We start from the raw sequence: 23,730 nt of genomic DNA, 5'->3' as shown, positions 1-23,730 counted from the left end.
GCAAGCAGCGAGGTGATGACACATGGACACGTCGAATCCGATCCCGCACGTCGTGATCACCGGCATCGGTGGTTACGGCCGACTGCATCTCGAGAACGCGCGACGCCTGCACGACGAGGGCAGGCTGGTGATCGTCGCACTCGTCGATCCGGCCGTCGCGAGCAGAAGCGACCACGACGGCGACATCCCGATCTACGCAGGCCTCGGCGACGCCCTCGCACACCACCAAGCTGACATCGTCATCGTCGCCACTCCGCTCGATACGCACGAGCAGCTGGCCGAGCAGGCGATGCGCGCAGGCGCCGACGTGCTGCTCGAGAAGCCGCCCGTGCCGACCATGGCCGCCTTCGAGCACCTGCTCGCGGTGCAGAGCGAGACGCAGCGGGTCATCCAGGTCGGGTTCCAGAGCCTCGGGTCGGCCGCCATTCCTGCCTTCGCGGATGACGCACTCGGCCTCGGCTCGACGGTCTCGGTCGGCGCCACCGGCCTCTGGAGTCGCGCGAAGTCGTACTGGTCGCGTGCAAGGTGGGCCGGCCGCCGCGTGCTCGACGGGCACGCCGTGGTGGACGGCGTCGCCACCAACCCGCTCGCGCACGCCGTCGCGACGGCCCTCCGCATCGCGGGATACGACACCGCCGATTCGGTCGGCCGCGTCGAGACCGAGCTGTACCGGGCCAACGCGATCGAGGCGGACGACACGTCAGTCATCCGCATCACGGGCGACCGGCTGCCAACCGTCACCTGCGCCCTCACGCTCTGCGCTCCAGCTGATCTCCACAGGGGCCCTGATCACGCGGCGACCGTCGAGGTCACGGGCGCCAGAGCATCCGCGTCGTTCTCGTACACGACCGATGTCGTCACCCTCGGCGACGGGCAGCGCACCTTCGACCGCGTCGACCTGCTCGAGAATCTCATCGAGCACCGGCGCAGCGCAGCGGAACTCGTCGTGCCCCTGGTCTCTACAGGAGCGTTCATGCGCGTCGTAGAGGCGATCCGGCAGGCACCGGAACCGACGAAGATCGACCCGCAGCAGGTGACCTGGCACGGCGAGGGTGACGACGCATACCCCGTCGTCGACGACATCGTGAACGCGGTGCGCACGGCATCCGCCACCGGCAAGACGTTCAGCGAGCTCGGGGCTCCGTGGTCGCTCGGAACCGCCGATCGGATGATCGCCTCGGCAGAACTCGACGGCATCGTCGTCGCGCAAGAGGTCGACGGCGCAGGCACGATCCCGTTCTCGAGCCCGCACCCCTACCTGCATCCGGTGCGCACCCTCGGCGGCACAACGGTGACGGCGACCCACCCGGCAGACCACGACTGGCACACCGGCGTTGGCTTCACTGTGCAGGATGCCGCAGGCGTCAACTTCTGGGGCGGACGCACCTACGTGCGCGACCGCGGGTACGAACCGCTCGACGACCACGGCCGCATCGAGGTGCTGAGCACCGAGGCGGTGGGCGACGCCGCGCGGCACACGCTCGTCTGGCGCGGCCCATCGGGCGATCCGGTGCTCGACGAGGAGCGGATCCTTCGCTGGCATGCGCTCTCCTTCGGTGCAGAGCGACGCGCGTGGGCGCTGGAACTCGATGTGCGGCTCACCCCGGCGGCGGGCGACGACGAGGTGCTGCTCGGCAGCCCCGGCAGCAAGGGACGCGTGGCGGCGGGCTACGGCGGCTTCTTCTGGCGCTTTCCCGACTGCTCCGAGGTGAACGTCTTCACGTCTGACGCCTCCGGCGAAGACGGCGTGAACGGCTCCGTCGCGTCGTGGTTGGCCTTCTCCGCTGACTTCGCGGCCGGGCCCGGCGAGGACGGCACCGCGTCGATCGTGTTCACCGCAGGCGACCACGACACCACCGCCGACCCGTGGTTCGTGCGCGTTCGGGACTACCCGGGGGTCGGTTCCTCCGTCGCATGGGATGCCACGACGACGGTCCCCGCTACCGGCCTGACCCGTCGCTACCTCGCCGCCGTCATCGACGGAGCGGTCTCCGAGACAGAGGCGGCCCAGGTCGCCGCGCTGCTCGCCGCACGGGCCGAAGCCGAAACCGCCGCCGGCCCTGCCGCCCCCGCCGATGCGAAGGGACACGAGGGATGACCGACACGATCGCCCGTCCCGCCGCCCCGTCCGACAATCAGCAGGCATCCGACCGCGCGACGAAGCGAGCCAGGGTGCTTGAGCTCCTCGATGGCGCCGGCGCCGACTCGGTGCTGCTCACCAGTGCGGCATCCGTCGCCTGGTACCTCGACGGACGCCGGCAGAACGTGAGCCTCGCTGCCGACCCCATCGTCGCCGTGCTGGTCGGGCGCGACAGTGACGAGGTGCTCGCCACCTCCAACGAGACCGCCCGATTGCTCGCCGAGGAGCTTCCGACCGGCGTGTCCGTTCGTGATCGCGCCTGGTTCGAGCCCCTTCCGAGCGCTGCCGACCTCGGCGCGCTGCCTGAGCACCGGCTCGACGCAGAGCTGCGAGCCGCGAGGGCCGTGCTGCTGCCCGGCGAGCGCGACCGCTTCCGCTCCCTGGGCACCGACGCGGCCACCGCAGTCACCGATGTGCTCCTCGACGCGGAGCCCGGCTGGTCGGAGCGCAGAGTCGCCTCCGAGGTTGCGCGGCGCCTCGTCGCGGTCGGCGCCGACCCACTGGTGCTGCTCGTCGCAGGCGAGTCGCGGGCATCCCTTCCCCACCCGCTGCCGACGGATGCCCCGCTCGGCCGCCGCACGATGGTCGTGGTCTGCGCCCGTCGCGACGGGCTGATCGCCAACCTCAGCCGCTGGGTGTCGTTCGGAGCGCTCACGCCGCAGGAACTGGATGCCGAGCGGCGCATCCTGCAGGTCGAGGCCGCGGCGTTCGAGGCGACCCACCCTGGCGCGACCCTTTCGAGCGTGCTCGAGGCGATCGGAGCCGCTTACCCGGCGAACGGGTTCGACGCCGATCAGTGGCGCAGGCACCACCAGGGCGGTGCGGCGGGCTACGCAGGGCGCGACCCGCGGGCGACCCCGACGACCACCGACGTCGTGGCGCTCGGCCAGGCTTTCACCTGGAATCCGTGGGCACCGGGCGCCAAGGTGGAGGACACGGTGCTGCTCGGCGGCATCGCGGATGCCCCGGCGATCGAACCCCTCACGATCGACGACCGCTGGCCGACCACCTCCGTCGCCGGACGGGCACGCCCGGTCACCCTCGTTCGCTGACGGAGCGATCCACCAACCTCGAACGCCTACGCGAAGACGATCCCGAGACCGTCGCGTCCGCGCGAGGTCAGCTCGCGCCCCTCGATGACGACCGGCGACGGTTCGGCGAGAAGACCGAGGCGCTCGAACGACGCGTCCTCGACATCCTCCACAAGCGTCGTCTCCGGCACTGCCAGGGCGAGCTGACCGGAGAGCTCCGGCAGCAGGTGCGGGTACAACTGGGCGCCCCGATCCGCGGCCAACCGCGCGATCTCGAGGAACGGCGTGATGCCGCCGACCCTGATGGCGTTCGGCTGCACGATGTCGCACGCGCCGCCGTCGATCGCTTCGCGGAACCGATATACCGTGTGCAGGTTCTCGCCGAGCGCGATCGGCACGTCGATGCGCGTGCGCAGCTCGGCATGCCCCTGCAGGTCGTCGGCACGCAACGGCTCCTCGATCCACCGCAGATCGAAGCGGCTCAGCTCGCCGATCGCACGCTCCGCTTCGTCGAGGGCCCACAGCTGGTTCGCGTCGATGGCGAGCTCGACCTCCTGGCCGACGGTCTCTCGCACGGCGGCGACCCGATCGACGTCTTCGGCAAGCGGGTGACCGCCGACCTTCATCTTCACGAGCCGGTAGCCGGCATCCCGCCACCGCTGCGCCTGCGCCACCAGCTCTTCAAGCGGGTAGTGCCGGTTCACGCCGCTGCCGTAGACCTCGACGGATGACCGCCGCTCGCCGATCAGCGTGGTGATCGACCGCGCTGTGGCCCGACCCTGGGCATCCCAGAGCGCGAGGTCCAGGCCGGCCATCGCGATGGTGGTGACGCCACCCGATCCCGCCTCGTGCAAGTGCTTCCAGAGCGGAAGCCACAGCTCACCGGCATCGGCGGACTTGCCGAGCACGAAGTCGCGGATGTCATGGTCGAGCATGCCTCGAACGGCATATGCCCCGATCGACGGCGTCCAGCTGAAGCCTCGCCCAGTGACACCCGACGTCGTGTCGACGAGCACCTCGATGAGGTGCAACTCGGTGACATCCGTCCCCCACGGGCGGATCAGCGGTGCGTCGATCAGCCGCGTGCGGAGGCCTGCGATGACGCCCAGGTCGGTGGTCATGCGCTGCCGACGAGCTCGTCGCCGATGGCGAGGATGCGCCGCAGCTCTTCGACCTGTCGTTCGTTCGGGTCGACCAGTGGGGGACGAACTCCTCCGACCGGCAGCCCAGGCGACCCAGCGACTCCCAGCCGCACTCCGGCCTTCACGAGCGCAACGGCGAATCCCGGCACCTCGTCGCGCAGCCTCACCAGCGGCAGGTAGAAGGCGTCGAGAATCTCGAGCCGACGGGCATCATTCCCGTCGACGTATGCGTCGTAGAACGCCTTCGCGACGCGCGGCGCCATAGCGAACGCCGCCGACGAATACAGCGGGATGCCGATCGCCCGGTAGGCCTCCTGCGTCAGCTCCGCGGTCAGCAACCCGTTGAACAGGGCGATGTCGTCACGCCCTGACGCCTCAACTGCGCGCACGATCTGCTGTGCGACTCCGACGTCGCCGACGCCGTCCTTGAAGCCGATGACCCGCGGGTTCGCGGCGAGCCGGGCAACGGCATCCGCCGTGAGCGCTGCTGTGCCCCTGTGGTACACGATCACCGGGAGGGTGGATGCCTGCAGCAGCGCCTCGACGTACGCGACGGTTCCCGCGATCGGGCCCGACACCAGGTACGGCGGCAGCACGAGAAGGGCGTCAGCTCCGGCATCCGCAGCGCGTCGAGCGCACTCGATGGCGTGCCCGAGCGGACCTCCGGCACCGGCCACCACGGGTACCCGCCCGCCGACCACGTCGACGCTCGCACGAACGACCTCACCGACCTCCGCGGCGCTCAGCGCGTGGAACTCACCCGTGCCGCACGCGGCGAACACTCCGCCGGGGGCGTGGTCGAGTCGCGAGGCGATGTGCTCCGCCGTGAGTGCGGCATCCACCGAACCGTCCACGGCATATGCCGTGACGGGAAAGAACAGCACACCATCGAATCGCATCACGCGCCTCCAGTCTTCACGGCCAACCCTGTCGGGGAGGCGTCGTCGATCGCCGTCTCGTCGGCAAGCTCCGTGCGCCAGTCGTGCTCGGGCTCCCAGCCCAGCAGTCGCCTGGCCTTCTCGATCGAGAACGCCGGCGAGGTTCCAGTCAGCTCGTACGATGCGTCCGCCGCCTGCGGCCAGTACTGCGGCATCAACTCGGCGAGCGGCCTGCGAGCGAGAGCATCGGCCGCCCCGACGATGAACGTCTGCGCATTCGGGATGTCGCCCAGTGCGCCGACCAGCGTGTCGAGAAAGACCCCGACATCGCGCGCATCCACGTAGTTGAACAGCGCGGGCGCCGACAGCTCCGGCCGATCCAGCCGCTCGCGCACCGTGTGGCCCTGCTGAGTGAGGGCACCACGCCATTCCTCCGGCGCGATCACGTAGCAGGGGCGGAAGGCCGCGAGCCGCACCGCGTCGCCCTGCTGCGCAGCGAACATCTGCATCGTTCGCTCCGCGATGAGCTTCGAGAGCGCGTAGGCGTTCCACGGCCGGGGCTCGACGTCCTCGTCGAGCGGGAGCCGCTCCGGCGCCCATCCCGCAGGCGAGCCGTATCCGTACACGGTCGGACTGGACGCCGTCACGACCTTGCGCACGCCGGCGTCGACGGCTGCCTGCATGACGTTGATCGCGAGCGTGGCGTTCGTGCGCAGAATGTGCTGCTCAGGAGCGCTGAACGGAACCGCGATCGCGGCGAGATGGATGACCGCGTCGGGCTTCGTCTCGGCGAGAACCGCGGACGCCGCAGCGGCGTCGGTGAGATCGGCCGCAATCGCCTCTCCGCCGTGCCGAGCCGACTCGGGAACCACCATGTCGACCCCGACGACGTCGTTGCCGCGCTCGCCGAGCACCTCGACGACGCTGCGCCCGAGCCTGCCCGAGCTCCCGGTGACGAGGATCCTGCTCATCGCCCGGCCGCCTCGGCCCCCGCCGTCGCGCGCTCGATGGAGACTCCCAGGTCGAGGTCGTCGACGCGCACGGCCGCATCGGTGGCCAGCGACTTGTTGCCCGCGATGCCGACGGCGATCGCCCGCACGCCGTCGATGTAGTTCGCTGCTCGGCCGAGGTCATCCTCACCCGGCCCGACGAAGACGTCGCGCAGCAGGATCGTGTCGCCGCCGCCGTGTCCACCCTCGCCCTGCGGGATCTCGACGAGCTGCGGGGTCTCCCAGTGGCGCTGCAGAAGGATGCGCTCGCTGCGTGGCCGCAGCGTGTTCGAGCGGTCGTCGACGACGGCAGACGGGTCGACGACGCGCCCATCGCCGTCCAGCCCGACGTCCCCTCGCTCGACGACCTCGAGCTCGACACGGCCCTCCGTGCCGTTGACCGCGATGCGGTAGCCCTCCCACGGGCTGTGGGCGTTCAGCGAATAGCTCATGCTCGCGTCGCTCGTGTAGTCGACGACGAGGGAGAGGTTGTCCTCGATCGTGATGCCGCTGTCGAAGACATCCTGGTCGCGGCGGTAGCCGTCGTACTGCTCGTTCTCGAAGTAGAGCTTGCGGAGCTTCTCGTCCCTGGTGAGGTCGAGCGCGAACGGGTCGTCTGACGGCGCACCGGTTCCGCGCTCAGGGCGATCTCCGCCGCCTCGCGCCTGCCAGTTGTCGGCGCCGTAGAACCGGAGCCCGCCAGACGCGAAGACGCGCGCAGGCACGTCGTTGATCCACCAGTTGACCAGGTCGAAGTGGTGCGAAGCCTTGTGGATGAGCAGCCCGCCGGAGTTCTTCTTCTGCCGGTGCCACCGGCGGAAGTAGTCGGCGCCGTGCGCGGTGTCGAGCACCCACTCGAAGTGCACCGAGAGCGGGCGGCCGATCGCGCCAGAGGCGATCACACGCTTGAAGGCGCTGTTGCGCGGGGCGTACCGGTAGTTGAAGGTCATCACGACCTCGCCGCCGGTCTGTTCGACCGCCTCGGCGATGGACCGGCTGCCCTCTTCGTCGATCGTGAGCGGCTTCTCGACGACGACATTGGCTCCGGCGCGAAGGGCCCGAACGACGTAGCCCGCATGCGTGAAGTCGGGCGTCGTGACGATCACGCGGTCGATGCGCTCGTCACGGATGACCGCCTCGAGGTCATCCGGATGCCGCTGCACCGGCGCACCGGCCTCTGGCGACCGCTCGGCGATGAGTCGCGCGTAGTGCTCGAGTCTTCCCTGGTTCGGGTCGAGCACGGCGACCAGCTCGGCGACGTCGGAATGCGCCCCGGTGATCGCGTCGATGTACATGCCGGCACGTGAGCCGGTGCCGACGAGGGCGTAGCGGGTGCGTTGCGGCACGGTCTCTCTCCTCTTTCGCCTCTGCGACCTCCATCGGATGCGAAGGCGCTCGGGAGGCGGCTCGATTCAGCGCGTCAGAAAACGCTTTCTCTCACCGTACACGATAGTGTGATCGCGGTCGTATGCTGGCCGCGATCGCCTCTGACACGAAAGGGGAAATGCCCGATGGCACGACGTTCTCACTCCCCTTCGCGTGCGCGGACGATCTCCGATGTCGCCGAGCTGGCCGGCGTATCGCTCTCGACGGTCTCTCGAGTGATGAACGGCAGCACGACGGTCGACCCCGCACTGAGCGAGCGGGTGCGCCAGGCGGCGCATTCGCTGAACTATTCGGCGAGCCCCGTGGCGCGCAGCCTGGTGCTCGGCAAGACGCAGACCGTCGCAGTCGTCGTGCCCGATCTGGCCAACCCCGTCTTCCAGGGCATCCTTCGCGGACTGAGCGCGGCCGCCGCGCGACAGAACTATCACGTGCTCGTCGCCGACTCGTTCGAGAACCTCGAGGAGGAGCGCGTGCTCGCCGTGGAGGCGAGGCGTCGCTGCGACGGCATCGTGCTGTGCGCTCCGCGTATGCCGGCAGAGGAGCTCGAGGCCCTGCTGCCCGATCTCGGGCCCGTCGTTCTGATCAACCGCGACTCGTCGACGCCTGCGTCGACCGTCACAGCCGACTACCGCTCCGGCATGCTGCAGCTGCTCGAACACCTGTACTCGCTCGGCCACCGGCGCATCGCGTACCTGCCCGGCAGCGCCTCGGCGCAGTCCAACCTCAGCAGGCTGTCCGCCATCCGCGAGTTCACGGAAGCACATCCGGATGCCACTGTGAGCGAGCGACGCGGTGGTGTCGGCTTCGAAGACGGTCACGCGGCAGCCGAGGTCGTGGCGACATCCGACGACACCGCCGTGCTCGCTTACAACGACCTCGTCGCGATGGGACTGCTCAGTGCTCTGACGGAGCGGGGCGTTCGCGTGCCGCAGGATGTCTCCATCACCGGATTCGACGACATTCCGTTCGCGCGCTACACGACCCCGCCTCTCACGACGGCATCCGTGCCGATCGAGGAGCTGGGCCGGCAGGCGTGGGATCGTATGTGGGCGCTGCTGAGCGAGACGCCCCCAGAGAGCAACATCTCGTTCGAGCCGCAACTCATCGCGAGAGGCAGCACCGGTTCGGTTCGTGTAGCCGACTAGCCGAGACCGAGCGGGTGAGTCCGAGCCGCTACGCGGACGCGCTTGCCGCGCTCCAGACCGGCGAGGTCGACTCGCGCACGACCAGCTCGGGCTGGAACACGATCTGCTTGCCATCCTCGGATTCGGCGGAGTCGGCCTCCTCGAGCAACAGGCCGACGGCCGTCTCCCCGATCAGCACGGCCGGCTGGCGCATCGACGTCAGCGGCACGATGGCCGACGCCGCGAATCCGATGTCGTCGTATCCGACGATCGCGATGTCGTCAGGCGCCCGCAGCCCGCGCGCGATGACCGCCTGCAGCACACCGATCGCGACCAGATCGTTGGCGGCGAACACCGCGTCAGGGCGCCGCTCGGCCGCGCGGGCGAACAGCTCGAGCCCCGCCTGCTCTCCCGCCTGAACGGTGAGCGACGTCGTCGGCAGGTATTCCAGCGCGACCGACGTGCGCTCGGATGCCGCCACCCGTGCTCCCGAAAGGCGATCGGCCACCTGGCGGATCGACTCCGGGCCGCCGACGAAGGCGATGCGGTGCCGCCCGATCTCGATCAGGTGCTCGACGGCGGCCTGCCCCCCAGCGACGTCGTCGACGGCGACCGACGAGAACCGGCGGTCGGGCACGTCACGATCGACCAGCACGACAGGGATGCCGTGATCGCGGAGCCTGCGCAGCCGGGGCAGATCCTCTTCGACCGGCGTGATGAGCACGCCGTGCACACGCTGCTCCTCGAACAGATCGAGGTATGCGGTCTCCCGCTCACGGGAGTCGTCGCTGTCGCCGAGCAGCACGGAGAGTCCGTCGACGGATGCCCGTTGCTGCGCCCCGCGTGCGACATCCGTGAAGAAGGGGTTGCCGACGTCGAGCACGACGAGGCCGATGCTGCGACTGCGCCCGGCTCGCAGCTGCCTCGCCGCGTCGTTGCGCACGAATCCGAGCTCGGCGATGGCCGAGTTGACCCTGTCGGCCGTGTCAGGGGCGACCCGCTCCGGCCGGTTGAGCACGTTCGAGACCGTACCGACCGACACTCCTGCGTGCCGTGCGACATCTTTGACGCTCGCCGCCACTCTCGTCACCTCCGCTGACCGGTGCGTCGCCCCTCGCGACACGCCGATGATTACTCATTCTTTCGGCATCGGACGCTCGAACGGTGCACCAATCGCCGCATCATCGCGGTGATTCTGTGCGCCGGATGGGCCTGAGTCTTCCTCGACTACCGATGGCTCCACGCCGTCACACCACTGCGATTCCGGCGTCTGACGGCCGTCTCGCAGCGAGTCCGATTCGGCCTAGCGTGAAACGATTCAGGGTCCTTTGTCAAGAGGTTTGCTGGGCCGCAAGGCGCGTTATCCGATCGTGATAAGCCAGCCGAATTGAGACTTGACCCCATCACGACCTCGTCGTATCGTTCATTCATTGAATGGTTTCAATGCCATTCTCACGATCCCCTGGAGCGAACGGAATGGACCGTTCGCCATTACAAGGAGGTACACGGGATGAACAAATCTCCCATGCGACGGGCGCTGGTCGCAGTCGCATCGGTCGCCGCAGCTACTCTCGCCCTCGCGGGATGCAGCGGGTTCGGCGGCGGCGGATCGAGCGGCAACTCGAACGCCAAGACGACCATCAGCTGGCTCACTCAGAACGACGCCCCCACCGTCGCGATGGCCAAGGCGATGATCGCCGGCTTCGAGAAGAAGTACCCGAACGTGACCGTCAAGCTGGACACCCAGCCCGCCGGCACCCAGGGTGACAACCTCATGAAGACGAAGCTGTCGACCAAGACGATGGACAACGTCTTCTACTACAACTCCGGCTCGCTCTTCCAGGCGCTCAACCCCAAGACCACGATGGTCGACCTGAGCAACGAGAGCTGGGTGAAGGACCTCGACAAGAACTTCAAGCAGGTCGTCTCCGCCGACGGCAAGGTCTACGGCGCGCCCCTCGGCACGACGTCTGCCGGCGCCATGCTCTACAACAAGAAGATCTACGACAAGCTCGGTCTGAAGATCCCCACCACCTGGGCAGAGTTCATCGCGAACAGCCAGAAGATCAAGTCGGGCGACCCGAGCGTGACCCCGATCCTGCAGTCCTACGGCGACACCTGGACCAGCCAGCTGCTCGTGCTCGGTGACTTCGCCAACATCAACAAGCAGGACCCGAACTGGGCGACCGACTACACCAACAACACGGGCAACGCCAAGTACGTGAACCAGCCCGCGTTCGAGGGCTTCCAGCACACATCGGAGATCGTCGCCGACGGACTGGTCAACAAGGACTACGCCTCGATGACCAACGCCCAGGCGATGGACGCGCTCGCGACCGGCAAGGCCGCGCAGTACCCGATGCTGACCGGATCGATGTCCACGGTGAAGCAGGACAACCCCTCCAACATGAACGACATCGGTGTGTTCGCGATCCCGTCGCCGGATGCCCAGTACACGTCGCTGACGATGTGGGAGCCGAACGGTGTCTACATCGCCAACACCACGACGGGCGACAAGCTCGCGGCCTCGAAGAACTTCGTGGCCTTCGTGAACAGTCCAGAGGGCTGCAAGGTGCAGAACACGACCGGCAGCGCCGCAGGACCGTTCGCGACCAGCGCCTGCTCGCTCCCGTCGGACGCCCCGTCCTTCATTTCCGACATCCAGAGCTACCTCAAGGATGACAAGGCGAGCCCCGCTCTCGAGTTCCTGTCGCCGATCAAGGGACCGAACCTCGAGACCATCCTGATCGGGGTCGGCTCTCAGAGCACCACGCCGCAGGTCGGAGCTCAGCAGTACGACCAGGACGTGAAGGCCCAGGCCCAGCAGCTCGGAATCAAGGGCTGGTAAGCCGGACCCTCGCCTAAACGGACCGATGGGAGCGGGGGTCGACGGTAGCAGTCGTCGACCCCCGCTCCTCGTCTAAGGAGTGCCAATGACCAATGCAGCCGTGCGCATACAGCCGGCAAGCCCGACGAAGACGCCGGGTCTCTCAGGCAAGAAGAAGGGCAAGGGGCTTCGCAGCCCATACCCGTCGTGGTTCTACATCCCGGCGGCCGTGCTCTACCTGATCTTCTTCGCGCTGCCGACGTTCTCGTCCTTCTACTTCTCCCTGACCCGCTGGACGCTGTTCAATCAAACCTTCATCGGGTTCGGCAACTTCGTTCAGTTCTTCGAAACCCCCGCCCTCACTCAGGGCTTCGTCAACACGCTGATCTACGGCTTCGTGACCTCCGCAGCAAAGGTGGTGCTCGGGCTCGCGCTCGCTCTGCTCCTGACCGGAGCGACCTTCGGCAGGGGCTACCTTCGTGCCGTCGTGTTCTTCCCCGTGCTGGTCTCGACCGTCGGCGTCGGCCTGACGTTCAAGGCCCTGCTCGACCCGTTCCACGGCGTGGTGAACAACGTTCTCGGCTTCTTCCACCTGCCTCAGCCCGGTTGGTACACCGACCCTCACCTGGCTCTGCTCACCGTGGCGGGCGTCGACATCTGGAAGGGTGTCGGCATCGCGACGCTCATCTTCATGGCGGGCATCGTGGCGATCCCCTCCGAGTACTTCGAGGCGGCCCGCGTGGATGGCGCGTCGTCGTGGAACGTGTTCCGCAACATCACGTTGCCGCTGGTGCGTCCGGCGACCGCGACGGTCATCATCCTGTCGCTGATCGGAGGACTCCGATCCTTCGACCTGATCTGGGCCATGACCAACGGTGGTCCTGGGTTCTCCAGCGACGTGATCGCATCGGTGATCTACAAGCAGTACCAGGCGGGCTTCTTCGGCCTGTCGACGGCAGGCAACGTCATCCTGTTCATCGTGGTGACGGGGATCATGCTCCCCGTGCAATGGTTCCTCAACCGAAGGGAGGCGGAGCTGTGACCGTCACCAGGGCCATCACAACGGCGAGTCCGCGAGACCCCAATCGTCTACACCCGCCCCGGCGCCGCATGACGGCACGCAAGTTCGCCAGAAAGTACCTGGTCGGCATCATCGCCATCCTGGTGTCGATCGTCGTGTTCCTCGTGCCGTTCGCCTTCGTCGTGCTGACGGCGGCCAAGGACCCGAAGGAAGCCGGGCTGCTCGGCTTCTCCCTGCCGACGCAGTGGCAGTTCTGGCAGAACTTCGCCGACGTCATCCAGACGAACAACTACCAGTTGCTGGCGGCGTTCATCAACAGCATCACGCTGACCGTGGTGAGCGTGATCATCATGGTGGTGTTCGCGGCCATGGTCGGCTACTTGCTGCAGCGCAAGCGCACCAGGCTCAACGCCATCGTGAACTTCTTCGTGCTGGCAGGGCTGATCGTTCCGCCGGCCGTCGTTCCGACGATCTGGGTTCTGCAGGGCATCGGGCTGTTCGACACGCTGCCCGGCATGATCCTGATCGAGGCCACGTTCGGGCTGTCGTTCGCGATCCTGCTGTTCCGCGCGTTCGTCGCGACCATCCCGAAGGAGCTCGACGAGGCCGCCGTCATCGACGGCGCCGGGCCGATGCGCTTGTTCTTCCGGGTCATCCTGCCGCTGCTGCGACCGGTCGTCGTCACCGTCGTGGTCGTGCAGGCCGTCGCGGTGTTCAACGACTTCACCGGGCCGCTGTACTTCCTGCCGAGCAGCGACAACCCCACGGTGCAGCTGACGCTCTACAACTTCCAGAGCCAGTCGGTCAGCCAGTTCAACCTGCTCTTCATGAGCATCCTGCTCATCGCCATTCCGCCGCTGATCATGTACATCTTCTTCAATCGTCAGATCGTCGCCGGCATGACGAGCGGAGCGGTCAAGGGATGACCAAGCACGTCGGCGGCGCCGGCCGGTTGACCCCGGTCGGCGCCGCCGATAGTCTTGAAACGATTCATTCGGTCGTAACGACCCCGGCCGGACCCGCTTCGGCCCAGGCGACCGGATGACCGTCGCCGGAGTGATCCGGCCAGAGAACATCCATCGGAGAGACATGGCGCGCATCTGCTTCGAACTGCAGATCGACCCGAGCCGGGTCGACGAATATGTCGCGCGCCATGCGGCCGTCTGGCCCGAGATGCTCGCCGAGATCGCGGCGGCCGGGCGACGCAATTACTCCCTCTTCCTCGCAGAAGGCGGACGCCTCGTCGGCTACTACGAGACGGATGACGACGACGCGGCCCAGGCCTACCTGGCACGCTCGGAGGTCGCCGCCCGCTGGGAGGCCGAGATGGGCGAGTTCTTCGTCGGGCTCGACGGGCGTGCGGATCAGGCATCCGTTCCGCTTCGCGAGGTGTTCAACCTCGAAGACCAACTGGGTCGGGCGACGTAGTCCCGCCCAGGCGAACGCTCGGGCGTCGAAGACGACCCCGAGACACCCAGGACAGCACGAACCACCAGCACGAGAAAGCAGCACAACGTGACATCCACCCTGACCCAAGAGACCCTCGACGCACTCGCCCGTCAGGCGATCGAACTGCCCAGCTGGGCGTTCGGCAACTCCGGCACCCGCTTCAAGGTGTTCGGCTCGCCGGGCACGCCGCGCGACCCGTTCGAGAAGATCTCCGACGCCGCCCAGGTGAACAAGAACACGGGCTTGGCGCCGACGGTGGCGTTGCACATCCCGTGGGACAAGGTGCCTTCGTACTCCGACCTCAAGAAGCACGCCGAGGACAACGGCGTCGCGCTCGGCACGGTCAACTCGAACACGTTCCAGGACGACGACTACAAGCTCGGCTCGGTCACGCACTCCGACCCGGTCATCCGCCAGAAGGCGATCGATCATCACTTCGAGTGCATCGACATCATGAACGAGACCGGCAGCCGCGACCTGAAGATCTGGCTCGCCGACGGCACGAACTACCCCGGCCAGGACGACATGCGAGGCAGGCAGGACCGCCTGCACGACTCCCTGTCGAAAATCTACGAGCGCATCGGCGAAGGCCAGCGTCTCGTGCTGGAGTACAAGTTCTTCGAGCCGGCGTTCTACCACACGGATGTTCCGGACTGGGGCACCTCGTACGCCCAGGTCAGCGCGCTCGGCGACCGCGCCATGGTCTGCCTCGACACCGGTCACCACGCGCCGGGCACGAACATCGAGTTCATCGTGATGCAGCTGCTTCGCCTTGGCAAGCTCGGTTCGTTCGACTTCAACTCGCGGTTCTACGCCGACGACGACCTGATCGTCGGAGCCGCCGACCCGTACCAGCTGTTCCGCATCCTGGTCGAGGTCATCCGCGGTGGCGGGTACGCGAACCCCGACGTCGCATTCATGCTCGACCAGTGCCACAACATCGAGAAGAAGGTGCCAGGCCAGATCCGCTCGGTGCTGAACGTGCAGGAGATGACCGCAAGGGCTCTGCTCGTCGACCGCGACGCCCTCGGCGGGGCGCAGGCGGCGGGCGACGTACTCACCGCCAACGAGATCTTCATGGACGCGTTCTACACGGATGTTCGCCCGGCTCTTGCCGAGTGGCGTGAGTCGCGCGGCCTGCCCGCGAACCCCATGAAGGCCTACGCCGCCTCGGGCTACCAGGAGAAGATCGAGGAAGAGCGCGTCGGCGGGACCCAGGCTGGATGGGGCGCGTGACCACTGACGCGACGGCCGTGACGGTCGACGACCTGGTGCTCGACGGACCGCACGGACCGTTGCCCGTTCGTGTGTACCGTGCCGCGGCGTCGACGGGCTCGGACTCCGCGGGCTCCGGTCCGACGAGCTCGGGTTCGTCGGGTCCGGGCCTTGTCTGGCTGCACGGCGGCGGCTTCTCGGCGGGCGACCTCGACATGCCGGAGGCCGACTGGGTGTCGCGCGGGTTCGCAGAGCGCGGCATCACGGTCGTATCGGTCGGGTATCGGCTGGCGCCGAACCCTTCCGAGCTGACCGAACTCCTCGACAAGCCCGTCGTTGTCGAGGGCGTGCACTATCCGGTGCCGCTGGACGAGGCCGCCTTCGCCTTCCGGTGGGCAGCCGCATCGGATCTCGCTGCGGGCCCGTGGGCCCTCGGCGGAGCGAGCGCGGGCGGCAACATCGCGACGGGCACGGCCCTGCGTCTGGCCAACGAGGCCGGGGCAGCTGCTGCTTCAGGATCCGTCCCCGCACTGGCGGTGCTCGCCTACCCGACCCTGCTGGCCGTACAGCCCAAGCCGGATGCCGCACTGCGTGCCGCACTCGACGCCGATCCCGAGGCCGACCGCTTCGGCCCCGTCGCGGTCGCCAGGATGTACCAGAACTATCTCGGCGCTCCGCTGGATGCCGCACCGGCAGCCGATCTGCCGATCTACGCCGTCCCCGGTCTCGCTACGGCGAGCGACCTTGCGCTCTTCCCGCCGACGATCATGATCAACGACGAGATCGACGAGCTGCGTGTCTCCGGCGAGGCTTTTGCCACCTCTCTGCAGCAGGCCGGTGTCGAGGTCGACGCGACAACAGCGCCGGGTATGCGGCACGGACACCTCAACCGTCCGGAGGAGCCGGAGGCATCCGCCTCGCTCGACCGCTTCGCAGCACGCATCACGGCGCTCACGGAACCGATCGCCAACGAGGTCGATGAGGCTTCGCGATGAATCAGCAGGCCGCAGGGCCCGTGCGGCCACCCGTGATCGCGCTTCCGCCGGCGCTCACATCGGTGACGCAGGGATCACTCGGCCTGCCACGGATCGATGAGCTCGAGGCCGAATCCCTCGAAGTCCTTCGTGTTGCGGGTGGCGAGCGTCGCACCGTACACAAGGCAGACCGCAGCGATCTGAGCGTCATGCTTCTGGATGGGTCGCCCTTGGATGCGGCGCAGCTCGCGCACGAAGCCGTAGGCTCGCGCCGACTCGAGGTCGAAGGGCAGAATCTGCGCCTGGTATTCGACGTCGATGAGCAGATCGAGGGCATCCTGCAGTTCGATGCGCCTTCGACCCTGCGGCAACCTTCCAACGCCGTCGGCCAGCTCGGCGATCACCGTCGCCGTTGTGAACAGCCCCGGTGCTCTCGGCTGACGCAGCCAGGTCAGAACACGAGGATCCGGCGCGGGCGCGGTCGGTTCGGAAAGCACGTTGGTGTCGACGACTATGACCACCGGGCGCGCTCTCGCTCGATCCCGGCGAGCAGCTCGTCCTTGTGCTCGACGAACTCCTCATACGTCACCTCGTCCGGGAGCCTTCGGATGTTGTTGACGAAGTCGACGAAGTCGTCATCCCAGTACCCATTGGTCGCGGCCAGCCGCTCGCGCATGCGGTCGACCCAGCCCTCCGGCTGGGGATCCGCCGCCAACTGTGCGAATCGTGCGTGGTTCTCGCGAGAACGACGCATGCGTTCCACCACGGGATGCTCGGGGTCGGTGCTCACCGCCTCGGCGAGGATCGCTCGCACCTCTGCTTCCATGGAGACTCCTTTCATCGCCGCGCGAACGCGCAGCCTGTCGCGGATCTCGTCATCCAGGTCGCGAATCGTCAGGGTCGCCATGGTGATCACCTCGCACAGGTCGCCGTGGGCACGCCGGGCAAGTGCATGCATTGCTAGCAATTCTACGACTCGTGTGACGAGTGAGCCCAGATTATTCAGCGCCGTCGCCGGTCGTCCGGGCCGTAGACGCATCCGTTGAGAACCCCATCGCAGAGCCCCCAGTGGAGGAGAAGATGACCAACCAGACCGTGCGCGATCTCATCGCGCGAAGCAACCGCCTGGGGGCCGACCCCCGCAACACGAACTACGCGGGAGGCAACACCTCTGCGAAGGGCTCCGAGCTCGACCCGGTGACCGGCGAGCAGGTCGAGCTGCTCTGGGTGAAGGGCTCCGGCGGCGACCTCGGCACGCTGACCGAGAAGGGCCTCGCGGTGCTGCGCCTCGACCGGGTGCGGTCCCTGGTGAACGTGTACCCGGGCGTCGACCGCGAAGACGAGATGGTCGCCGCGTTCGACTACTGCCTGCACGGCAAGGGCGGCGCAGCACCTTCGATCGACACCGCGATGCACGCCCTGGTGGATGCCGCGCACGTCGACCACCTGCACCCCGATTCCGGCATCGCGATCGCGACGGCGGCCGACGGCGAGTCGCTCACGGCGACGATCTTCGGCGGCAAGGTGGCGTGGGTGCCCTGGCGTCGTCCCGGATTCCAGCTCGGCCTGGACATCGCTGCCATCAAGGCGGCGAATCCCGAGGTCATCGGCGCCGTCCTCGGCGGCCACGGCATCACCGCATGGGGCGACACGTCCGAGGAGGCCGAGGCGAACTCGCTGTGGATTATCGAGACCGCGGCCGCCTACATCGCCGAGCACGGGCATCCACAACCGTTCGGCGGCATCCGCACCGGCTTCGAAGCACTGGCGGATGACGAGCGCGGGGCACGCGCTGCCGCGCTCGCTCCCACGATCAGGGGCATCGCATCCCACGACAAGCCCATGGTCGGCCACTTCACCGACTCCGACGTCGTTCTCGACTTCCTCGCCTCCGAGAAAGCGCCGGCGCTGGCCGAGCTGGGCACGAGCTGCCCCGACCACTTCCTGCGCACCAAGGTCAAGCCGATGCTGCTCGACCTGCCTGCGACGGCGTCCGCCGAGGAGCAGCTGACGCGCCTGCACGAGTTGCACGAGCGGTACCGGGCCGACTACGCCGCGTACTACGAGCGGTATGCGGACTCCGACAGTCCTGCCATGCGCGGCGCGGACCCGCTCATCGTTCTGGTGCCCGGCGTCGGCATGTTCAGCTTCGGCGCGAACAAGCAGACCGCGCGCGTCGCCGGCGAGTTCTACGTGAACGCGATCAACGTGATGCGCGGCGCCGAGGCGCTGTCGACGTACGCGCCGATCGCCGAGAGCGAGAAGTTCCGCATCGAGTACTGGTCGCTCGAAGAGGCGAAGCTGCAGCGGATGCCCAAGCCGAAGACCCACCAGGGTCGCATCGCCTTCGTGACGGGCGCGGCATCCGGAATCGGCAAGGCCATCGCGACCAGGCTCGCGGCCGAGGGCGCGTGCGTCGTGGTCGCCGACCTCGACCTCGAGAAGGCGCAGGCGGCTGCCGCCGAGCTCGGAAACACGGATGTCGCGATCGGCATCGCCGCGAACGTCGCCGACGCCGACGCGGTACAGGCCGCGATCGACGCGGCGGTGCTGGCGTTCGGAGGCCTCGACCTCATTGTCAACAACGCCGGCCTTTCCCTTTCGAAGCCACTGCTCGAGACCACCGAGAAGGACTGGGACCTGCAGCACGACGTGATGGCGAAGGGCTCGTTCCTGGTGTCGCGTGCAGCGGCACGCGTGCTCATCGACCAGAAGCTCGGTGGCGACGTCATCTACATCTCGTCGAAGAACAGCGTGTTCGCCGGCCCGAACAACATCGCGTACTCCGCGACGAAGGCCGACCAGGCGCACCAGGTGCGTCTGCTCGCCGTCGAGCTCGGCGAGCACGGCGTTCGCGTCAACGGCATCAACCCCGACGGCGTGGTGCGCGGCTCAGGCATCTTCGCTTCCGGCTGGGGCGCCAACCGGGCCGCGACCTACGGCGTCAAGGAAGAGGACCTCGGGCAGTTCTACGCGAACCGCACCATCCTCAAGCGCGAGGTCGTCCCCGAGAACGTCGCCGACGCGGTCTTCGTGCTCACCGGCCCCGAGCTCAGCCGCACCACCGGGCTGCACATCCCCGTCGACTCCGGCGTCGCGGCCGCCTTCCTGCGGTAGCGCGCTCCGACTCCCGCGAGACTGCACGTCCACCCCATGACAGCGGGTATCACCCACGAGGATGGCGTGGGCGTGCAGTCTCGCGAACCGGGCAGGGACGACGACACGAAGGACCCTTCATGAGCACCTCAGATACCAGCGGGCGCCTCACCGGCGACGGCATCGCCAGCGGGCGCGTCACCAGCGGCGGCAGCGCCGCGAACGCAAGCGTCAGCGTCGCCGCCGTCGACCTCGGCGCCACCAGCGGGCGCGTCATCGTGGGCCGCGTGGCCGACGGACGGGTCGAGCTGCGACACATCGCGCGGTTCCCGAACGACCCGGTGCAGCTCACCGACGGGCTGCATTGGAACATCGTCGAGCTCTATCGACAGGTGCTCGCCGGGCTCGCCGCGGCACGGTCATCCGCCCGCGAGTCCGGCGAGGAGCTCGCCGCTATCGGCATCGACTCCTGGGCTGTCGACTACGCCCTGATGCGAGGCGATCGGATGCTCGGGGTGCCGTTCCACTACCGCGACGAGCGCACGGCGGCGGGCGTGGCATCCGTGCACGCCCGCATCGGAGCCGACGAGCTCTACCGCCGCAACGGGCTGCAGCACCTGCCGTTCAACACCGTCTTCCAGCTGGCGTGCGATGCGGACGACGGTGCGGGCACACCAGGTCTGCTCGACCTCGCAGACCGCATGCTGCTCATCCCGGATCTGCTGGCGTTCTGGCTCACCGGCGAGCGCGTCGCAGAGCGCACGAACGCCTCGACGACCGGCCTGCTCGACCCCGTCACGCGCGAGTGGGACGTGGAGCTGGCGGAACGGCTCGACATCCCGACCCGCCTGCTGCCACCACTGGTCGAACCCGGTGCCCACATCGGTACGACATCGCTGCAGCTCTCCGGCTTGGCGGGCGACGCGGTGCCGGTCATCGCCGTCGGGTCGCACGACACGGCATCCGCTGTCGTCGCCGTGCCTGCTCAGCGTGACGACTTCGCCTACATCTCGTGCGGCACCTGGGGCCTGGTCGGGTTGGAGCTCGAGGCTCCCGTCGTCGCGGAGCAGGCCAGGCTCGCGGGCTTCACGAACGAGGGCGGCGTCGACGGGCGCATCCGCTTCTTGCACAACGTGATGGGGCTGTGGCTGCTGTCGGAGTCGATCCGCTCGTGGGAGCTCGAGGCGAACGCAGCTCAGCGCTCCAGCTCACTGCAGGAGCTGCTGGATGCCGCAGCCCGCGTCACCGGCCCTGTCACGATTTTCGACGTGGACGACCCGCGATTCCTCCCGCCAGGCGACATCCCGTCGCGCATCGTGGACTGGTGCGACGAGCACGGCGTCGCGGCCCCGAGCTCGCAGCCGGAGTTCGTGCGCAGCATCGTCGAGAGCCTTGCGCAGGCGTTCGCGGACACCGTGCGCGCGGCGTCCGACCTGGCGGAGAAGGCCGTGTCGGTCATCCACATCGTCGGCGGAGGCGCGCAGAACACGATGCTGTGCCAGAGCACTGCAGACCGCTCAGGACTGCCGGTGATCGCCGGTCCCGTCGAGGCGACAGCTGTCGGCAACGTGCTCGTGCAGGCTCGGGCCCTCGCGGGCGGCGGGATCGCAGCGGATGCCACCCTCGACGACCTGCGCGAGATCGTCGCGCGCTCGTTCGACCTGGTGCGCTACGAGCCTTCCCGCTAGTCCACCGGGCACGTCGGGAAACGGCCGGCCTCCCGGGCTGGCCGGACCTGACGCTGCGCACCGCCGCCTGACGCACCCAATAAAGTCGAAGTCGTGACCCTCACCGTCAGCCTTCCTGGAACCGCCCTTCTCGACGCCTATAACGCGCTGCCCGGCACGCCGCCCGACGTCGAGTTCGTCACATGGGATCTGCAGGCGCCGCCGCCGCGCGACGACTTCGACATCCTCGTGCCTCCCTACATGGGCGGCATCGCCGTGCTGCGCAACCTCGCCGGCGTGAGCACGCGCCTGGTGCAGAGCCAGTCGATCGGGTTCGACGGCGTGGCCGACGTGCTGCCGTCCGGCATCGTGTTCGCGAACGCCGCCACCGTGCACGAGACCTCGACGGCGGAGCTCACCCTGGCACTCATTCTCGCGGCGCAGCGCGGCATCCCCGGCTTCGTGCGTGCCGCCGAGCGCGGTGAGTGGGAGCCGAAGCGCTACGAGAGCCTGGCCGACCGACGCGTTCTCATCGTCGGATACGGCGGAGTCGGCAAGGCCATCGAAGAGCGGCTCGCAGGCTTCGAGGTGGAGGTCACACGAGTGGCATCCCGTGCCCGCGACGAAGACGGTGTGCACGTGCACGGCATCGACGAGCTCCCCGCGCTGCTGCCGAATGCGGACGTCGTCATCGTCGGCACGCCGCTCAACGAGTCCACCCGCGGGCTGGTCGACGACGCCTTCCTCTCGGCTCTCCCCGACGGCGCTCTCGTGGTGAACATCGCCCGCGGGCAGGTGGCAGACGCCGACGCACTGCTGAAGCACGCGCGCGAGGGCAGGCTGCGGTTCGCGCTCGACGTGACCGATCCGGAGCCGCTGCCTGCGGGGCATCCGCTGTTCGCGCTGCCCAACGTGCTCATCTCCCCGCACGTCGGAGGGGCCAGCAGCGCGATGCTGCCCCGCATGGCGCGCCTGCTCCGACGCCAGATCGAGCGGATGTCGGCCGGCGAGCCACCCCTGAACGTGGTCCTCCGCACCTGACGCCCGGGCCTCACCCCGCAGGCGCGCGTCTCGAAACCCTGCTCCACCCGGCAGGCCCGAAAACCGGAGTGATCGCGCTCTCGCAGCGAAAACCGCAGATTCTCTGCTGTTTTCGGCGCCACCTCCGGTTTTCGGTGACGGCCTGCCGCACGCAGGGGGATCACCTCCCCCCGCCGCGCCTCCCGCAGCACGGTACGCCGGATGCTCCGCGGGCGCGCTCGATTCGCCACCGCGTTGCATCCGGCGTGCCGGCCACGCGAGGGTTAGCGTGCTCGCAGTGCGTCGGTGCAGGCCGTGCGGCCCCCCGTCGCCTCGAGCGGAACGAGGGTGATCGTGGACGTCGCAGTCATCATCGAGACGACCGGCAAGGTCATCGATATCGTGGGTGTAGCGGTGATCGTGATCGGGGCGATCGCCGCAGCACTGCTCACGGTTCCGGGCCTGCTCGGGCGCCGACCGGATGTGTACGACCGGTTTCGCATCCAACTCGGACGGACCATCCTCCTCGGTCTGGAACTGCTGGTTGCGGCGGACATCATCCGCACGGTCGCTGTCACTCCGACGCTGGAGTCGATCGCCGTGCTCGGCGGAATCGTTCTGATCCGCACCTTCCTGAGCTGGACGCTGGCCGTCGAGATCACAGGAGCGTGGCCCTGGCAACGGCGGATCGGCTCGCGCGGCACAAGCGGGTCCGGTGCGGAGCCGGAGTCAGCTACTCCGACGACCTCCGACACGATCGAGGGCTGACAGACTCCTGTGGTCGGACCACACTGCTAGACTCGCTCACCGTGAGCAGCAATGTGGTCCGACCACAGCAGTCAGAGGCGACGGTCGCCGACCCACGCGCCGGGGAACGCGAGGTCGCAGACGCCGGCACGGTCCCCATGCTGCCCAGCGCGCGGGCGTGGCGAGTCGCCCTCGGGACCATCGAGCAGCGCATGCTCGATGGCGAGCTACGTCCCGGCGACCATCTGCCCCCTGAGCGCCAGCTCGCGGCGGAGCTCGGCGTCGCACGATCCTCAGTGCGGGAGGCGATCCGCGTGCTGGAGGTGCTCGGGCTCGTGCGCACGGCGACAGGCAGCGGGCCGAAAGCCGGCGCGATCATCGTGTCATCCCCCGAGGGAGGACTCAGCACGGTGATGCGACTGCAGGTCGCCGCACAGGGATTCCCCATCGCCGACGTCGTCGAGGCGCGTCTCGTCGTGGAACCAGCGATCGCGGCGCACCTGGCGGCACGTCCGGAGCGCGACCTGGCACAGGCATCCACTCTGCTCGACGCCATGGACGCGCCGGAGTTGGAGCCGGCCGAATTCCTCGCTCTCGACGCGAGGTTCCACGTTGCGCTGGCCGAGGCCACGGGCAACACGGTGCTGAGCTCGACGATGGCAGGCCTGCGCGACTCGATCGAGGGGTACGTGCTGGCCGCCGTGCCTAACCTTCCGTCGTGGTGGGCCACCTCAGCGAGGCTGCGGTCGGAGCATCGGGGCATCGTGGAGGCCATCCACGACGGTGACGCCGCGGATGCCGCCCGCCGCGTTCGCGCACACGTCGCCGGTTACTACGCCGAGTCCCGCATCACGGACTCAAGCCCAAGCCCAAGCCCAGGCCCAAGCCCCGACCGTTCATAACTCCTGCAATCTGCCGGATGCCCGGCCACCGAAGCCCGGAACACGGCAGACACCGACCGGCCGGCGGACGAATTGCAGGAGTTATGCGCAGGCCCGGCAGATCAGACACAGACGCAGATCAG

The 23,730-nt window shown here is 68.1% G+C and carries 21 protein-coding genes; 14 read left to right on the top strand and 7 right to left on the bottom strand.

Features of this window, described 5'->3' with window-relative positions; genetic code table 11:
- The first annotated feature begins 22 nt into the window (after positions 1 to 22).
- Both ACYVDN_RS13725 and ACYVDN_RS13720 read left to right on the top strand, forming a co-directional pair.
- Complete coding sequence (locus ACYVDN_RS13725) at positions 23 to 2,098, top strand: DUF6807 family protein (protein ID WP_460572583.1); 2,076 nt, start codon at positions 23 to 25, stop codon at positions 2,096 to 2,098.
- Entirely contained in the window at positions 2,095 to 3,192 is a 1,098-nt protein-coding gene (locus ACYVDN_RS13720; RefSeq protein WP_460572581.1) for a M24 family metallopeptidase, read from the top strand. The genes ACYVDN_RS13725 and ACYVDN_RS13720 overlap by 4 nt, the downstream gene beginning before the upstream one ends.
- Positions 3,193 to 3,218: 26 nt before the next feature.
- On the opposite strand, the gene ACYVDN_RS13715 is transcribed toward ACYVDN_RS13720, so the two are convergent.
- The 4 genes from ACYVDN_RS13715 to ACYVDN_RS13700 are packed head-to-tail and all read right to left on the bottom strand — an operon-like array spanning position 3,219 to position 7,526.
- Positions 3,219 to 4,292 (bottom strand): mandelate racemase/muconate lactonizing enzyme family protein, encoded by a 1,074-nt coding sequence (locus ACYVDN_RS13715; protein WP_460572579.1) that lies wholly within the window; start codon positions 4,290 to 4,292, stop codon positions 3,219 to 3,221.
- Complete coding sequence (locus ACYVDN_RS13710) at positions 4,289 to 5,212, bottom strand: beta/alpha barrel domain-containing protein (RefSeq protein ID WP_460572577.1); 924 nt, start codon at positions 5,210 to 5,212, stop codon at positions 4,289 to 4,291. The genes ACYVDN_RS13715 and ACYVDN_RS13710 overlap by 4 nt, the downstream gene beginning before the upstream one ends.
- Entirely contained in the window at positions 5,212 to 6,162 is a 951-nt protein-coding gene (locus tag ACYVDN_RS13705; RefSeq protein WP_460572575.1) for an NAD-dependent epimerase/dehydratase family protein, read from the bottom strand. The genes ACYVDN_RS13710 and ACYVDN_RS13705 overlap by 1 nt, the downstream gene beginning before the upstream one ends.
- Entirely contained in the window at positions 6,159 to 7,526 is a 1,368-nt protein-coding gene (locus ACYVDN_RS13700) for a Gfo/Idh/MocA family protein (protein WP_460572573.1), read from the bottom strand. The genes ACYVDN_RS13705 and ACYVDN_RS13700 overlap by 4 nt, the downstream gene beginning before the upstream one ends.
- 165 nt (positions 7,527 to 7,691) lie before the next feature.
- Here ACYVDN_RS13700 and ACYVDN_RS13695 point away from each other — a divergent pair, with 165 nt between their 5' ends.
- Complete coding sequence (locus tag ACYVDN_RS13695) at positions 7,692 to 8,711, top strand: LacI family DNA-binding transcriptional regulator (RefSeq protein ID WP_460572570.1); 1,020 nt, start codon at positions 7,692 to 7,694, stop codon at positions 8,709 to 8,711.
- A 28-nt stretch (positions 8,712 to 8,739) separates the two neighbouring features.
- Here ACYVDN_RS13695 and ACYVDN_RS13690 read toward each other — a convergent pair whose 3' ends face one another.
- Positions 8,740 to 9,771 carry a LacI family DNA-binding transcriptional regulator gene (locus tag ACYVDN_RS13690; RefSeq protein WP_460572568.1) on the bottom strand — a complete coding sequence of 344 codons (1,032 nt, stop codon included), beginning with the start codon at positions 9,769 to 9,771 and terminating at the stop codon, positions 8,740 to 8,742.
- 429 nt (positions 9,772 to 10,200) lie between these two features.
- Between ACYVDN_RS13690 and ACYVDN_RS13685 the strand changes: the two genes are divergently transcribed.
- The 6 genes from ACYVDN_RS13685 to ACYVDN_RS13660 all read left to right on the top strand — a co-directional run bounded on the left by ACYVDN_RS13685 (position 10,201) and on the right by ACYVDN_RS13660 (position 16,197).
- Positions 10,201 to 11,538 carry an ABC transporter substrate-binding protein gene (locus ACYVDN_RS13685; RefSeq protein ID WP_460572566.1) on the top strand — a complete coding sequence of 446 codons (1,338 nt, stop codon included), beginning with the start codon at positions 10,201 to 10,203 and terminating at the stop codon, positions 11,536 to 11,538.
- Positions 11,539 to 11,623: 85 nt separating this feature from the next.
- The gene (locus ACYVDN_RS13680; protein WP_460572564.1) at positions 11,624 to 12,559 is read left to right on the top strand and encodes a carbohydrate ABC transporter permease; all 936 of its coding nucleotides are present in this window, start codon (positions 11,624 to 11,626) and stop codon (positions 12,557 to 12,559) included.
- Between the two features lie 68 nt (positions 12,560 to 12,627).
- Positions 12,628 to 13,464: a carbohydrate ABC transporter permease gene (locus tag ACYVDN_RS13675; RefSeq protein WP_460572562.1), complete on the top strand. Its 837-nt coding sequence runs from the start codon at positions 12,628 to 12,630 to the stop codon at positions 13,462 to 13,464.
- Positions 13,465 to 13,627: 163 nt separating this feature from the next.
- Complete coding sequence (locus tag ACYVDN_RS13670) at positions 13,628 to 13,966, top strand: L-rhamnose mutarotase (protein WP_460573520.1); 339 nt, start codon at positions 13,628 to 13,630, stop codon at positions 13,964 to 13,966.
- Positions 13,967 to 14,053: 87 nt separating this feature from the next.
- The gene (gene rhaI, locus ACYVDN_RS13665) at positions 14,054 to 15,223 is read left to right on the top strand and encodes an L-rhamnose isomerase (protein ID WP_460572560.1); all 1,170 of its coding nucleotides are present in this window, start codon (positions 14,054 to 14,056) and stop codon (positions 15,221 to 15,223) included.
- Positions 15,220 to 16,197, top strand: coding sequence for an alpha/beta hydrolase fold domain-containing protein (locus tag ACYVDN_RS13660; RefSeq protein ID WP_460572558.1), 978 nt, complete (start codon positions 15,220 to 15,222; stop codon positions 16,195 to 16,197). Before rhaI ends, ACYVDN_RS13660 begins: the two co-directional genes overlap by 4 nt.
- Positions 16,198 to 16,271: 74 nt before the next feature.
- Here ACYVDN_RS13660 and ACYVDN_RS13655 read toward each other — a convergent pair whose 3' ends face one another.
- Positions 16,272 to 16,697, bottom strand: coding sequence for a type II toxin-antitoxin system VapC family toxin (locus tag ACYVDN_RS13655; RefSeq protein WP_460572556.1), 426 nt, complete (start codon positions 16,695 to 16,697; stop codon positions 16,272 to 16,274).
- Positions 16,688 to 17,134, bottom strand: coding sequence for a FitA-like ribbon-helix-helix domain-containing protein (locus ACYVDN_RS13650; RefSeq protein ID WP_460572554.1), 447 nt, complete (start codon positions 17,132 to 17,134; stop codon positions 16,688 to 16,690). The genes ACYVDN_RS13655 and ACYVDN_RS13650 overlap by 10 nt, the downstream gene beginning before the upstream one ends.
- Before the next feature lie 122 nt (positions 17,135 to 17,256).
- Between ACYVDN_RS13650 and ACYVDN_RS13645 the strand changes: the two genes are divergently transcribed.
- The 5 genes from ACYVDN_RS13645 (at position 17,257) to ACYVDN_RS13625 (ending at position 23,608) form a co-directional block, all read left to right on the top strand.
- Positions 17,257 to 19,293, top strand: a complete 2,037-nt coding sequence (locus ACYVDN_RS13645) for a bifunctional aldolase/short-chain dehydrogenase (protein WP_460572552.1) — start codon at positions 17,257 to 17,259, stop codon at positions 19,291 to 19,293.
- A gap of 119 nt (positions 19,294 to 19,412) precedes the next feature.
- A complete protein-coding gene (locus ACYVDN_RS13640; protein WP_460572550.1) occupies positions 19,413 to 20,960 on the top strand; it encodes a rhamnulokinase in 1,548 nt (515 codons plus the stop codon).
- A gap of 93 nt (positions 20,961 to 21,053) precedes the next feature.
- Complete coding sequence (locus ACYVDN_RS13635) at positions 21,054 to 21,980, top strand: 2-hydroxyacid dehydrogenase (RefSeq protein WP_460572548.1); 927 nt, start codon at positions 21,054 to 21,056, stop codon at positions 21,978 to 21,980.
- A 333-nt stretch (positions 21,981 to 22,313) separates the two neighbouring features.
- Positions 22,314 to 22,727, top strand: a complete 414-nt coding sequence (locus ACYVDN_RS13630) for a DUF1622 domain-containing protein (protein WP_460572546.1) — start codon at positions 22,314 to 22,316, stop codon at positions 22,725 to 22,727.
- A 41-nt stretch (positions 22,728 to 22,768) separates the two neighbouring features.
- A complete protein-coding gene (locus tag ACYVDN_RS13625; RefSeq protein WP_460572544.1) occupies positions 22,769 to 23,608 on the top strand; it encodes a FadR/GntR family transcriptional regulator in 840 nt (279 codons plus the stop codon).
- Positions 23,609 to 23,730: the final 122 nt, after the last annotated feature.

This window comes from Humibacter soli (assembly GCF_054779035.1).
The sequence above is the reverse complement of the archived record's forward strand: the minus strand, read 5'-3'. Positions and strand labels throughout refer to the sequence as shown.

Bases quoted from the DNA above. Each gene is read 5' to 3' on its own strand.
- ACYVDN_RS13725 (WP_460572583.1), top strand. From the start codon at position 23: ATGGACACGTCGAATCCGATCCCGCACGTCGTGATCACCGGCATCGGT.
- ACYVDN_RS13720 (WP_460572581.1), top strand. From the start codon at position 2,095: ATGACCGACACGATCGCCCGTCCCGCCGCCCCGTCCGACAATCAGCAG.
- ACYVDN_RS13715 (WP_460572579.1), bottom strand. From the start codon at position 4,292: ATGACCACCGACCTGGGCGTCATCGCAGGCCTCCGCACGCGGCTGATC.
- ACYVDN_RS13710 (WP_460572577.1), bottom strand. From the start codon at position 5,212: ATGCGATTCGATGGTGTGCTGTTCTTTCCCGTCACGGCATATGCCGTG.
- ACYVDN_RS13705 (WP_460572575.1), bottom strand. From the start codon at position 6,162: ATGAGCAGGATCCTCGTCACCGGGAGCTCGGGCAGGCTCGGGCGCAGC.
- ACYVDN_RS13695 (WP_460572570.1), top strand. From the start codon at position 7,692: ATGGCACGACGTTCTCACTCCCCTTCGCGTGCGCGGACGATCTCCGAT.
- ACYVDN_RS13685 (WP_460572566.1), top strand. From the start codon at position 10,201: ATGAACAAATCTCCCATGCGACGGGCGCTGGTCGCAGTCGCATCGGTC.
- ACYVDN_RS13680 (WP_460572564.1), top strand. From the start codon at position 11,624: ATGACCAATGCAGCCGTGCGCATACAGCCGGCAAGCCCGACGAAGACG.
- ACYVDN_RS13675 (WP_460572562.1), top strand. From the start codon at position 12,628: ATGACGGCACGCAAGTTCGCCAGAAAGTACCTGGTCGGCATCATCGCC.
- ACYVDN_RS13670 (WP_460573520.1), top strand. From the start codon at position 13,628: ATGGCGCGCATCTGCTTCGAACTGCAGATCGACCCGAGCCGGGTCGAC.
- ACYVDN_RS13650 (WP_460572554.1), bottom strand. From the start codon at position 17,134: ATGCATGCACTTGCCCGGCGTGCCCACGGCGACCTGTGCGAGGTGATC.
- ACYVDN_RS13645 (WP_460572552.1), top strand. From the start codon at position 17,257: ATGACCAACCAGACCGTGCGCGATCTCATCGCGCGAAGCAACCGCCTG.
- ACYVDN_RS13640 (WP_460572550.1), top strand. From the start codon at position 19,413: ATGAGCACCTCAGATACCAGCGGGCGCCTCACCGGCGACGGCATCGCC.